Source organism: Streptococcus sp. SCPM-O-B-15294 (M123) (assembly GCF_058200455.1).
Genome location: NZ_JBYQGU010000008.1, coordinates 30,113 through 42,721 on the forward strand (window position 1 = coordinate 30,113; position 12,609 = coordinate 42,721).

Below are 12,609 nucleotides of genomic sequence, written 5' to 3' on the forward strand. Positions count from 1 at the left end.
TTTTACACCTCTATGATACCTTAAAAATACGCGTTTTTCAAGAAAAAACGTTATCTTTGTGCAGATTTTCCTTAACTTTATCAAGAAATCGCTTTCTTTTTGTTTCGATCAGCCTTTATACGTTTGGCATTTTTAACCTAAAGTATGATATACTATTCTTATGACTGATCTATCTAAAGAAATTATGGAAAAGGCTAACGGTGGCCTAAAATTAAATCCTGATGAACAACGTCGCTTTCTAGGTACGTTTGAAGAGCGCGTTCTAGGATATGCCGATATAAAAACAAGCAATAGTCCTCAGCTTCAGAAGGGCTTTTTGAAGGTGCTGAAGAGTTTGAGTGAACAAGCTAACCCTCTCTTTGTAAAGATTTCCCCAAATGTTGATTCTAGTGTCCAGTTGAGCTATCTAAAACAAGCAAAAGAGTTCGGTTGCCAGTCTACTATTGTTTCGGAAGAGCATAACTCCTCTCCTTTTGGGCTCGTGATTCATACAGATGCACCAGTGAACACTACTGACAAGGACCTCCGAACTGCTTTTGCAGATCTCTGGGAGGAAGAAAAGAAGCCGACCAAACCTTCTCTTTGGAAGAAATGGTTTGGTTGATCAGAGCTGTCCCTTAGACATTTTATTAGTATTAAACATTAGATGGAAAAAAGCGGTTTAACCGCTTTTTTCTATGCTTAATAGATTTCCGATATTTCTAGCTGTAAAGAGAAGATTTTCCCTCGCATCCTTCAGAAGTTGCTCTAAACTATCGGGATGTTTCGTACAGGAAAAAGCTCCGACTATATTTTCAAATGGGAGGCTTGGTAAATCATCTGCAAGACTTCCACAAATGGCTATTACTGGAATTCTCTTTGGGGTTCTTCTCGCAACCCCTATCGGAGCTTTTCCGGATAGACTCTGATGATCCAGTCGCCCCTCACCGACAATGACCAAGTCTGCAGTTGCTACTTTAGTGTCAAAGTCAATCAAATCTAAACAGCTATCAATCCCTGATACCAGTCTCGCTTTCGCAAATGCACAAAGTCCAGCAGCAAGACCACCACCAGCTCCCATCCCTGCTTGGGTCAATACATTCGCACAGTTCTTTTCATAAAAGCTGTAAATAGCTTGATCTACTTGCTCAAACAAAGCAGGACTCAGTCCCTTTTGTTTTCCAAAGGTATAGGTCGCTCCATCTAGTCCACATATAGGGTTCGACACATCTGCTAAGATATATATCTGGACATCCTCTGGAATCTTGATCGCTTCTTCTTTATGGATGGAATCCCATTCTAAAAGGCTTTGCCCACAGGCCTTCAATTCCTTTCCTTCTCGATCATAGAATTTGTAGCCCAGACCTACTGCAAGTCCCAGGCCCCCATCGTTGGTCGCTGTTCCTCCAACCCCGATATAGATATCTTTTTTTCCCTTATTGATCAGATATCCGATCAGTTCACCAATTCCTCGGGTTTCTATGTCAAGTGGTCGACGTTGATCAACTGGAATCTTTCCTAACCCGATCAAGTCGGCTACTTCAAAGAGAGCCAGAGAATCCTTTTCCACATACCGCATTTCTACCGGCTTTCCAAATGGGCCTGTAACAAGGGTATTAGCTTCCTCTAATCCCAATGAGTAGTGGATGGCATCCACTGTCCCCTCCCCTCCATCTCCAACTGGACAGGTGACCGGTTCTACATCAAGAAGAGACTGACGCAAGCCTTCTGCAATAACTTCCGCGACTTCTTTCGCAGGTAAGCACTCTTTGAATGAATCTGGAGCAATTAATATTTTCATAGATTCCTCCCCTTTTCTATTCTTCCCTTTCCCATCACACCTTCATCTCCATAAAAAAACATCCAGGAATTTTCTCCTGGATGTTTTGGATTAGAATCGGATGGATTCTCTTGTTTTTTCGAATGAGGTAACAAATCTCTCTGTTACTCCTGGTTCTACCGTTTCCAATGCTTCTGAAATGACTTTGAATGAAGCAGGATAGTCATACTCTTTTTCAAAGATGTACAAAGCTTCATCAAACGCTGCTTGGACATGATTGTCGAATGAACGATAGCGATTTGAGTATTGAAGCAACTGCTCTGTTAGAGTAGCATATTGTACTAATTTGTAGGTTTCTTCCTCTAACTCTGTCATATCGTTGGTCAAAATATCCAGGAGACGGTTGGCGTTTTCAATATTGACACGACGACCTTCTAACTCAGCCAAGAGAGCTTCTGTGTTATCACTTGCAGTGAAGAAGATAGTAAGGAAGGATTGAGGAATTCCAGGTAAGTTACGCTTATCCATGTAGCGCTTAATGGCATGTAAACGGTTGGCGTAGATATTTACCTTTTGACGAGCATTGGTGTCGTCTTTCTCAATCTTAGACAAGGTTTCGCTCAGTGCAATTTGATCATCTTCAATTTCTTTCAGACGTTCTTCAATCGCTTCTAACTCTTCTTGAAGAATAGAGTAGGCTTTTTGAGTTTCAGATGTATCCTTCAAGGCATCCTCTACAACGAGCTCTTGAGCTGTTAATTCAGCTTCTAACTCTTTCAAATGATTTTCCTTGAGTTCTTTGCTCTCGAATGTTTTGCTGAGACGTTCAACTTCTTCTGCTAAACGCTTGTTATTTTCCTTCGCATGGGCAAGGTAACCTGGTAAGGCTTTGACCAATTTTTCAACGACTTTGTGTGATTCAATTTCACGAGTGAAAATATCATACAAGGCGTTGATTTCTTCTTGAATCTGCTCATTTTCATAGAGCGCATTATCTAATTCAAGAGCAGCAACATTTTGTAGGTTGGCTTTCAAAGCTGCATGCAATTGTTGGAAACGTGCTTCCAAGTCGGTCTCTGTAAAATGATAACCAGACTCCAAAAGTTTGCGATGTCCAGCTTCCAAATCTTCCAATTGATCAGGAAGATTTGTTTGTACATCTTTCACAATTGCAGGAACTTTTTCAACAATATGAGTCAAGGCTACAATGTGGTTTTCAGCTGTATCCAAAATTTCAGCAGCTTCAACAGGGTCACCTGATGAATTCAAGGTTACAAATTTTGAAAACTCAACTTGAATATTTTCAGCTTGCTTCTCAATTTCGGGAAGCGCTGGGCCGTATGCATCTGGATCAGAAGCCACTTGTTTTTGCAAGTTTTCAAACATATCCAAGGCATGAACAACTCGACCGCTATTCATTTCTTCTTTTTCTTTTAATTCAGATAAAGCTTGACGGATAGCCTTGATGTCTTCATCAATTAATTGAATCTGACTCTCAATATTTCCAATTGCTTGTTTCGCTTTTAAAAAGCGGAAAGAATTGTTGTAGCCTTCTGCTTCAAAGAGGTTGTTCTCAATATCGGCAAAAGAATTGAGTGATAGGTCCACCCATTTTTGATTCCATTCACGAAATGCAACTTGACTTTGACCAATCAAATGCATATTCTTCACAGCCTCTACTTCATCATTTACCGGAAGGTTATACAACTCTTCTTTTCGTTCTTCCAGTGCTGCTAGTAAGGCTTCGTTACGCTTTCTCAATAAGACTGCCACTACATATCCTAAAACCAAAAGGACCCCAATGACAATAATGAGAATAATTAGTCCACGAGACATATAAAAACTCCTTCATTAAATTACTTGAAAGTAATCGTAGTTATTATATCATAAATATTCGAATAATTGGCAAATATCGCAGAATTTTATACATCAAGTGTACTATATTCGGCATTTTCTTCGATAAATTCACGGCGAGGTTCTACTCGATCTCCCATGAGCATATCAAAGATTTTATCTGCTTCTGCTGCATCATCAACTGTTACACGTGCCATGAGGCGGTGTTCTGGGTTCATCGTTGTTTCCCAGAGCTGATGATCATCCATCTCACCCAAACCTTTGTATCGTTGAATCGTTGGTTTGGAGCGACCTTCAGAATAGCGTTCTAAGGCTTCAGCTAATTCTGCTTCTTGGTTGGCTCCTGGTTGGATGTATTCTTTGATCTCACTACCGACTTTTACACCATAAATTGGTGGTTGGGCGATATAAACATAGCCTGCCTCCAAAACTGGTTTCATATAGCGATAAATCAAGGTTAAGAGGAGGGTTCGAATATGAGCTCCATCGACATCGGCATCTGTCATGATGACTAATTTTTGATAACGGGCTTTTGATACGTCAAACTCTGCACCAAAACCAGTTCCCATGGCTGTGAAAAGACTACGAATTTCTTCGTTGGCTAAAATCTTGTCCATGCTGGCCTTTTCCACGTTGAGGATTTTCCCACGAATAGGGAGAATCGCCTGAAACTCCCGGTTCCGACCTGATTTAGCAGATCCTCCGGCAGAGTCTCCTTCAACGATGAAGAGTTCTGTCTCAACTGGGTTGTTAGATGAACAGTCTGCTAATTTACCAGGAAGGTTTGAGATTTCTAAACCAGATTTCTTGCGGGTAACTTCACGAGCTCGCTTAGCAGCAACACGCGCTTTGGCAGCCAAAATTCCCTTTTCGACAATTTTCTTGGCAATCTGTGGATTTTCCAACAAGAAATCAGAGAAAGCATCACTGAACAGCCGGTTGGTAATCTTCACCACTTCAGAGTTTCCAAGTTTTGTCTTGGTTTGTCCTTCAAACTGTGGATTTGGGTGTTTGACAGAGATCACTGCTGTCAACCCTTCCCGGACATCTTCCCCTGTTAGATTTTCTTCATTGTCCTTGAGAAGTTTATTCTTACGCGCATAGTCGTTGATGACACGGGTTAAAGCTGTACGGAAACCTTGCTCATGAGTCCCCCCTTCGTGGGTGTGGATATTATTGGCAAAACTCATGACGGTTTCGTGATAACCAGTCGTATACTGCATGGCTACTTCAACCGTGATATCATCCAATTCTCCATCGGTATAGATCGGAGTTTCGAAGATGACATCCTTGTTTTCGTTGATGTACTCTACATAACTAGCAATCCCACCCTCATAGTGGTAATCTTTTGTCTGCTCTTGCCCTTCTCGCTTATCTGTGATTGAGATCCGTAAGCCACGGTTCAGGAAGGCTAATTCTTGAATCCGTTTGTTCAACTTCTCAAAGTCAAATTCAGTAGTTTCTGTGAAAATCTCTGGATCTGGAGTAAAGTGTACGGTTGTACCAGTTCGATCTGTTTCGCCAATGACTTCAAGATCTGCAACGACTTGTCCCCGTTTGTATTCTTGGTAATGAATTTGGCCATTCTTATGGACATGAACATCTAACTGAGTCGACAAGGCATTTACGACGGATGATCCAACTCCATGGAGTCCACCAGAAACCTTGTAACCACCACCGCCAAATTTTCCTCCTGCATGGAGAACGGTAAAGACAGTTTCAACCGCTGGACGACCCGTTTTTTCTTGAATGTCAACCGGAATCCCCCGTCCATCATCGACGACTGTAATCGAATTATCAGCTTCGATAAAGACTTCGATATGGCTAGCAAAGCCAGCAAGGGCCTCATCGATTGAGTTATCGACGATTTCCCAGACCAAATGGTGAAGACCTTCTTTAGAAGTGGATCCGATATACATCCCCGGACGCATCCGAACTGCTTCTAAACCTTCTAAAACCTGAATCTGACTGGCATCATATTCTTGGCCAGTCGTTTCTTGCTTCAATTCTTCTGTCATTCTTTCCCTTTTCTAATTAAAAATATAGGCACTTAATTGATCCATTGAGTCAAACAAATAGGTCTCCATGCCAGCTCTTTGACCAGCTTCGATATCGATCGGGCGATCTCCAATCACCAAGCCTGACTCAATCGCATACTTGTCTTTTAGATACAACATGGACGTAGGATCTGGTTTACGTGGAAAACCATCATCAGCTGTCACAACTTCTGTAAAGTAATGACGAATCCCTGTTTTTTCTAAGATGGTCTCTACATGATGGTCACGGTGAGAAACCAAAAAATGACGGGCTCCGACTGCTGTTAGACGATGCAATAACTCCTCAGTCCCCTCGAATAAGCAGGGGATTTCAAGAGCTTCTTTCTCTCGCTGTTTATACTCTCCCAAAAAGTCTGGAAGGTCTGAGGCAAACTGCTGAACAGCATAATCCGTGGAAACCTTTAAAGCTGCATAAACGGAATCATGATCAGCCTCCCTTTGGAAATACTGTAAGGTCGCTACAAAAGCTTTTGTAGAGGTCTCATAATTGTCCAATAAAGTCCCACCAAGATCCCATATAAAATCATGATAATCCATAGCTTCAATTATACCATATTTTTCAAAAAATTGCTTGTAAAGTCAATGTTTTCACGGTTTTTTTACAGTCATCTCCCACCTATTTTACTTTCATTCAAAAAGCATTTATATTTTAAGAAATCTAGACGATAAAAAAATGAAGACAGGAAATTCCCTACCTTCATTTTTCATCTCACCATCTATGGGGCCGATGTCCCAAAAACATCTTGATAGAGCATGCCTGCTCTTAATTTTGCTGCATCCCCACCAAAATGGTTGACCAATGCATAAGAAAAAGCCAGTGCAGTTGCAGGACCCCGACTGGTCAAGATGTGACCATCCTGAACCACTGCTTCTTTCACATAGTGTCCTGTTGCAATTTCTTTTTCAAAGCCATCATAGCAGGTGTAGTGTTTTTCATCTAACACTCCTGCCCGATCCAACACAATAGGAGCTGCACAAATAGCCGCAAGACTTTTCCCTTGTTCATGGGCTTCTTTTAAAGACTGAATCAAGCCTTCATGGTCGCGTAGATTCGCCGCACCAGGCATCCCTCCTGGAAGGACAATGCCATCAAATTGATCCAATGAACCGGACCAGATTTCATCTACCTTCACTGTGATGCCATGAGAACCTGTCACTTCTGGATCAAATCCAACCATTTGGCACTCGATTGCTGCTCTTCGCAGGACATCGACAACGGTCAAGGCTTCTATTTCCTCAAACCCACTTGCTAACATAACTGCTACTTTTGACATATCAAATGATTCCTTTCTCTTGTAGCCGACTGAGTTGTTTTTGCCTCAATAGTCGACTTTCTTTTTTTCGTTCTTCTGTCACTCGATTTTGATGGCTCATGGATAACAATAAGCCAATCCCAATGAGGTTACTAACAATAGCCGATCCCCCTTGTGAGATAAAAGGCAAGGGAATTCCAGTCAGTGGTAATATACCTGTTACGGCCCCAATATTCTCAAATATGTGGAAGACTAACATCATGATGAAACCAGTTGAGATATAGGTGTAAAATTGATTATTGGATTTCAGAGTAATTCGCAACATTTTATAAACTAAAAACATGTATAAGAGAAGGAGACCCAGTCCTCCTACAAATCCAAAATCTTCCGCAATGACCGTAAAAATCATATCACTCTCCCGGACAGGGATTAAAAGGTTGGATACATTAAAGCCTTGGCCCAATAAACCACCGCTTGCGATTGCCAACTGTCCTTGAGCCTGTTGGAAAGTCATGGTTTGTGCATAATCAAAAGGATTTAACCAGGCTAAAATACGATTCATCTGATAGGTGGGCATCCCCAGAGTTTGATGGAGAAAGGCCCGCCCACCGTTTGATAGAAAGATGGCCAAAAAGAGAGCGATTCCCCCTGCGAGGGTTAAAAAGATTGGTAAAATGATCTTCCAGGAGACCCCTGAGAGGAGGACTACCCCTGAGAAAATCGCCATAAATACCAAGGAGGTCCCAAAATCATGTTGGAAGGCTAAGAGCCCAAGAACCGGTACGGTATAGGCAGCAATTTGTAGAATGAGAGAAAAGTCTTTTTTTAGCGTTCGCTCTTCTTCCCTATTGTTTCGTAAAAAATGAACAATCGAACGAGAGACCATCAAGATATAAGAAATTTTCATAAATTCTGATGGTTGAAAGAGGCTAATCCCCTTATAGGATATCCAGTTTTTAGAACCGGTCGAAGCAACCAAGTTTGGGTTGTAAAAATAAAGGGGTAAGACCATTAAGACCAAACCAAAGACATACAAATAAGGCGTCACTTTCCATAAAAATTCTGTATTAAAGAGCATGACGACAAAACTAATCATACAGCCCAAAACAATCCAGGCAACCTGTTGGCCTAGAATGGGCCAAACCAGGTCAGGATAATCATTTGAAACTGCAATGTAGACTGCCACCACTCCAAATGCCAACAATAACAAAACAGTGGTGATCAAGGAGAAATCTCCTCTAAGTTTGAAAGACTGACGTCTCTTCATTTTATCTCCCTTTCATTTAGATTCCTAAAAAGTGTTGAAGTAGCAGACTAGAAATGGATACAGCTACCCAGGCAACAAGGCCGATAAGAAGAGGAGCTAGCCCTTGCTTGCGGAAGGCTTGAATAGACACATGACTGCCAATGCCAACCAAGGCCATGGCCATCAAATAGTGTGACAACCACTTACAGAAGGGGATCCAAGAACTTGGAAACCAGCCAAAGGACGTCACTAAAGAGGCCAAAAGGAAGTAGAAAATAAACCAAGGAACAATTTTACTCAATTTCACTTGCTTCCCTTCTCGATCCTGTTTCGACCGTCCTAGAATTTTTAGTCCCAACATCCCAAAACAGATCGGAATAATCATCAAAGCTCGGGTCAACTTCACAACCGTAGCCACTTCACCAGCTGCTTTACTATAGGAAAATGCGGCCGCTACAACAGATGAAGTATCATTAATGGCCGTTCCCGCCCAAAAGCCAAATTGCCGATCTGTCATAGCAAGGAGGTGACCAAAGAAAGGAAAGAGGAAAACCGCTAGGATGTTGAAGAAAAAGATGGTCGACATAGACAGAGCGATGTCGTTTTCATCAGCTTCTAGAACAGGAGAAGCCGCCGCGATTGCAGAGCCTCCACAAATTGCTGTCCCCATTCCAACCAAGGCCGTTAAGATCTTTGGAGCTTTTAAGAGGTAGCCCACTGCAAAAGCAGTGAGAAAGGCAATACTGATGGTCGGTAAACTAATGATCAAAGAAGACAGGCCCAATTGGGTCACCTTTTGAAAGGACAAGGTAAAGCCCATCAAGATAATCGAATATTGCAAGAGTTTTTTCCCTGAATAAGCTAGTCCCGGTCTACTATTTTGAGGCAAGAGTTTGCTGGCATTCAAAAGGATGCCACATAAGATAGCAAAGAGACTAGATCCAAGGATAGGCACTGCTTTTCCTAATAGCATAGATAGTCCTGCTGCAATAGCTGCAATCATAACACCTGGAATATACGGGCTCCAATTAGTTTTATTATTCATTTTAACTCCTAAATTGATCAACAACTTCTTTTACCTCTCCTGTCTTAGCAATGACAAGAGGAGCTATTTTCTCAAGACTGGCTTGGATCTGCGAGCCATATTGACGGTTTAATAAGCGTTGATCTAATAAAATAACTAGAGATTCTTGCTCGCTCGAACGATTCGAGCGTCCAAGAGCCTGCTTTAAGCGTAAAATAGCTAGTGGCAAACTATAATCATAGAAGGGATTTTTCCCTTCTAGACGCAAGCCTTCATGGAGCTTTTGTACGAAGAAATCACTTGGATTATCAAAAGGAATGCGAGGAATGACTTGAATGATTTTTGCTTGCTGGGCAAAATCGACTCCCTCCCAAAAACTACCGGATCCTAAAAGGACAGAAGCTTCCCCTCTATCAAATCGCCGTTTAATATTTGCCGCTTCGCCATTTTTATACTGAGCCAGATGGCTCACTGTCATCTGTTGTGAAGTCGCTAGAAGCAAGTCTTTGGACGTAAACAAGGCAAAGAGAGGCAAGCCAGTAGCTGCTAGCTCATCCAAATATCCTGCTAAAGAGATTGCTAATTCCTCTTGAGTCAGGTTGGTTAAATCAGGAAATTCTCGATCGATGAAAATGGTTTGACCTTGATGATAGGACAGTTCTTTCCCGATGAATTGGTAGTTCTCAATTCCTAAAATCGAAGCTAGATTGACCTTTTTACTAATCGATAAGGTAGCTGAGACCAAGAGAAGTCTGGTGGTCGTCGGAATAAAGTCTTGAAGTGAAACCAAGCCCTCTCTTCCAGACTGTAGTCGAATAATCGAATGCTGGTCCTCTTGTGTCCGATCCATCCAAAAAATTTGAAAACGAGAATCAAAGACCGTTTTTAATTCCGCTAAAACTGGACTGTCTAGTTCAGATAAATCCTGGCGAATCTTTTTCACCTGATCCACTGTTAGTTCGATCTTTTTACTTCCCGATTCAAGATGTTTGAGTAAGGCATTCAATTCAAATTGGAGACTTTCAAGGATCCGTCGTTTCAACAAGGATTTTTCTATTTCTATCTCACGCTGCAGATCTAGCATAAAATCTGATAATGATAAGGAAGCCCTTGAAAAGTGCTCCAATGAAAAATACAGTTTTTGCGCTTCATCCACCACTAGGGTTCGATTTTCTACCAATGAAGGATCGTCTTCTAAACGAGTCAATAAATAGGCATGATTGGTAAGCAAGACTCGGCTCATTTTAGCTTTTTCTTGACCGAGACGCCAAAAATCTTCTGTGTAAAATAAAGATTTTTTTGATAGGTTTCCATCATGACGGATCCGTTGAACAAAATTCCCGTAGCGATGAAGCTGCCCCACTTCGTTTAGATCACCTGTCCTTGTTTGAGCCAACCAGACCAGTAATTGCATTTTGAACCGATTCAAGAGACGATTTTCTTCTGGTTCATGAAGCATTTTAAAGAACTCATCCAACTTTAAATAATTTTGAGGACTCTTTAAACTATGAAAAGAGGTCTGAAAAACGGCCTCAATTTTCTTTGCTTCCTGTTGCATGATTTGATCTTGCAAGACCTTGGTCGGAACACTAACAACAATCTGGTCCTTTGTATGCGCTAGTATAGGAAGAAGGTACCCATAGGTTTTTCCAATCCCAGTAGGTCCCTCGACAAAGGTAGCTATATTTCTAGAGGACTGAAGACTTTCTTTAATCGACTGAGCAAACTCTTTCTGCAAGGGGCGGGGTTCCATCCCCATTAACTGGATATTAATATCAAACTGATCAGAAAAATTCTTAGCATCTCTTCTCTTAAGAGGCTTACGAAGAAAAATCCCATGATGGGATGTCAAGTCCTCATCATGAAAAGCTAGCGTATCCTCGAAAGCATCCTCCATCAAGAGTCTCGATTCGTAAATTAGATTATCAGAAAAGGACAGCAAGGTTTCCACCAATTCTCTTGGTAAGGAAGCAATCGTTTCACGAAGCTTAAGAAATAGCTGGGCGGTTGCTTGGGCATCTGAGATGGCTGAATGAGCATGGTCTAAGGGAATCGCAAATTCTTCGCATAGGCTACTTAAATTGTATCTTTCTAAAGTTGGGAAAAAGACTTGAGCCAATTCAACCGTGTCGATCCGGGGTGTTATGAGCTCAAATCCTTCCCAAAACAAAGATTCTGCCAAGAGATTAGCATCAAATTTGACATTATGAGCCACAAAGACAGCATCTTCTATCAGTTCATAAACTTCCCTGGCTACCTGAGAAAAATCCGGTGCCTTTTTTAGTTGCTGATTGGTAATTCCAGTCAGTTGGCGAATATGTTCATCTAGTTCCTCATGCGGGTTGACGTCTGTCTCATAGCTCTCTACAATCTGCCCATCTTGAATGATGACAATCCCGATTTGAATAATTTTTGCATTGCTGCTTGCACTGGTCGCTTCCAGGTCCACGACAGCATATTTTCTTTTAACATTCGTCGTCATAGCACTTAAAATTATATCATTTTCCGACTCGCTTTGCTTGGTATTTTAATGACATTGAAGGAGCTAAATTCAACCAAGCGATAATTCTTCGGTCTCTAGAGGCGTTTTAGTCAGCTATTTTGCCATATTTTTGATAGACTAATAGAGAAAGGAGCTCTTATGAAAATCCACCGCATTGTCAACCCCATCGCTTATGAAAACACCTACCTACTTGAAAATGAAAATGATCTTCTCGTTGTTGATCCTGGTAGTGCCTGGGAAAATATTCGAAACCGCATTGATCAGCTCGCAAAACCAATTGTTGCTATTCTCCTTACCCATACCCACTACGACCATATCATGAGTTTAGAGAAGGTGCGGGAAACTTATGGCCATCCACCTGTTTATGTAGATGCTCATGAATCGACCTGGCTCCAAAGTCCTGTGGACAACCTTTCCGGACTAGACCGCCATTCTGATTTAATGGATGTGGTCTGCCAGCCAGCCGAAGAGCATTTTAACTACCAAACAGATTATCATTTGAAAAACTTCCATTTTTATGTCCTTCATACACCAGGACATTCCATCGGAGGGGTCTCCTTTGTCTTTCCTGATGATCACCTCGTCTTGACAGGTGATGCCCTTTTCCGAGAAACCATTGGAAGGACTGATTTGCCTACAGGAAGTGGCCCTCAACTTCTTGAAAGTATTGAGACACAATTGCTCACTCTTCCATCCTCTTATACAGTTTACCCAGGACATGGGAATGACACCACCATCGGTCATGAAAAAATGTTTAATCCCTTTTTTCGGAATCGTTAAAAAAGAGAGTGGGACAGAAATCGGTAATTCGTTAGAATTCGATTTCGTCGTCCCACCTCCGCACAGTTGAGTAGGGCTGTAAAAGCTGATGTAATCAGCGTAGTAGAGCCCACTCAACCACTGCGTCTTGCTC

General features: G+C 41.6%; 10 protein-coding genes. 2 read left to right on the forward strand and 8 right to left on the reverse strand.

What is annotated here, in order from left to right:
• The first annotated feature begins 160 nt into the window (after positions 1 to 160).
• Entirely contained in the window at positions 161 to 604 is a 444-nt protein-coding gene (locus tag AC3E8G_RS06445; protein ID WP_490677296.1) for a DUF1694 domain-containing protein, read from the forward strand.
• A gap of 57 nt (positions 605 to 661) precedes the next feature.
• Here the strand turns inward: AC3E8G_RS06445 and AC3E8G_RS06450 are convergent, their stop codons facing one another.
• The 8 genes from AC3E8G_RS06450 to AC3E8G_RS06485 all read right to left on the reverse strand — a co-directional run bounded on the left by AC3E8G_RS06450 (position 662) and on the right by AC3E8G_RS06485 (position 11,675).
• On the reverse strand, positions 662 to 1,780 hold the full coding sequence (locus AC3E8G_RS06450; RefSeq protein ID WP_490677297.1) for a glycerate kinase: 1,119 nt from the start codon (positions 1,778 to 1,780) through the stop codon (positions 662 to 664).
• Positions 1,781 to 1,870: 90 nt separating this feature from the next.
• On the reverse strand, positions 1,871 to 3,595 hold the full coding sequence (ezrA, locus tag AC3E8G_RS06455) for a septation ring formation regulator EzrA (protein ID WP_490677298.1): 1,725 nt from the start codon (positions 3,593 to 3,595) through the stop codon (positions 1,871 to 1,873).
• Positions 3,596 to 3,681: 86 nt separating this feature from the next.
• A complete protein-coding gene (gyrB, locus tag AC3E8G_RS06460; protein ID WP_490677299.1) occupies positions 3,682 to 5,631 on the reverse strand; it encodes a DNA topoisomerase (ATP-hydrolyzing) subunit B in 1,950 nt (649 codons plus the stop codon).
• 12 nt (positions 5,632 to 5,643) lie between these two features.
• A complete protein-coding gene (locus AC3E8G_RS06465) occupies positions 5,644 to 6,207 on the reverse strand; it encodes an HAD-IA family hydrolase (protein ID WP_490677300.1) in 564 nt (187 codons plus the stop codon).
• 179 nt (positions 6,208 to 6,386) lie between these two features.
• Positions 6,387 to 6,944: a DJ-1 family glyoxalase III gene (locus AC3E8G_RS06470; RefSeq protein ID WP_490677301.1), complete on the reverse strand. Its 558-nt coding sequence runs from the start codon at positions 6,942 to 6,944 to the stop codon at positions 6,387 to 6,389.
• Position 6,945: 1 nt separating this feature from the next.
• The gene (locus tag AC3E8G_RS06475) at positions 6,946 to 8,190 is read right to left on the reverse strand and encodes an FtsW/RodA/SpoVE family cell cycle protein (protein WP_490677302.1); all 1,245 of its coding nucleotides are present in this window, start codon (positions 8,188 to 8,190) and stop codon (positions 6,946 to 6,948) included.
• A gap of 16 nt (positions 8,191 to 8,206) precedes the next feature.
• Complete coding sequence (locus AC3E8G_RS06480; RefSeq protein ID WP_490677303.1) at positions 8,207 to 9,214, reverse strand: YeiH family protein; 1,008 nt, start codon at positions 9,212 to 9,214, stop codon at positions 8,207 to 8,209.
• A gap of 1 nt (position 9,215) precedes the next feature.
• Positions 9,216 to 11,675: a bifunctional DnaQ family exonuclease/ATP-dependent helicase gene (locus AC3E8G_RS06485; RefSeq protein WP_490677304.1), complete on the reverse strand. Its 2,460-nt coding sequence runs from the start codon at positions 11,673 to 11,675 to the stop codon at positions 9,216 to 9,218.
• Between the two features lie 159 nt (positions 11,676 to 11,834).
• Between AC3E8G_RS06485 and AC3E8G_RS06490 the strand changes: the two genes are divergently transcribed.
• Positions 11,835 to 12,476, forward strand: coding sequence for an MBL fold metallo-hydrolase (locus AC3E8G_RS06490; RefSeq protein WP_490677305.1), 642 nt, complete (start codon positions 11,835 to 11,837; stop codon positions 12,474 to 12,476).
• Positions 12,477 to 12,609: the final 133 nt, after the last annotated feature.

Coding starts and splice junctions, on each gene's coding strand:
- AC3E8G_RS06445 (WP_490677296.1), top strand. CDS start 161: ATGACTGATCTATCTAAAGAAATTATGGAAAAGGCTAACGGTGGCCTA.
- AC3E8G_RS06450 (WP_490677297.1), bottom strand. CDS start 1,780: ATGAAAATATTAATTGCTCCAGATTCATTCAAAGAGTGCTTACCTGCG.
- ezrA (WP_490677298.1), bottom strand. CDS start 3,595: ATGTCTCGTGGACTAATTATTCTCATTATTGTCATTGGGGTCCTTTTG.
- gyrB (WP_490677299.1), bottom strand. CDS start 5,631: ATGACAGAAGAATTGAAGCAAGAAACGACTGGCCAAGAATATGATGCC.
- AC3E8G_RS06465 (WP_490677300.1), bottom strand. CDS start 6,207: ATGGATTATCATGATTTTATATGGGATCTTGGTGGGACTTTATTGGAC.
- AC3E8G_RS06470 (WP_490677301.1), bottom strand. CDS start 6,944: ATGTCAAAAGTAGCAGTTATGTTAGCAAGTGGGTTTGAGGAAATAGAA.
- AC3E8G_RS06475 (WP_490677302.1), bottom strand. CDS start 8,190: ATGAAGAGACGTCAGTCTTTCAAACTTAGAGGAGATTTCTCCTTGATC.
- AC3E8G_RS06480 (WP_490677303.1), bottom strand. CDS start 9,214: ATGAATAATAAAACTAATTGGAGCCCGTATATTCCAGGTGTTATGATT.
- AC3E8G_RS06485 (WP_490677304.1), bottom strand. CDS start 11,675: ATGACGACGAATGTTAAAAGAAAATATGCTGTCGTGGACCTGGAAGCG.
- AC3E8G_RS06490 (WP_490677305.1), top strand. CDS start 11,835: ATGAAAATCCACCGCATTGTCAACCCCATCGCTTATGAAAACACCTAC.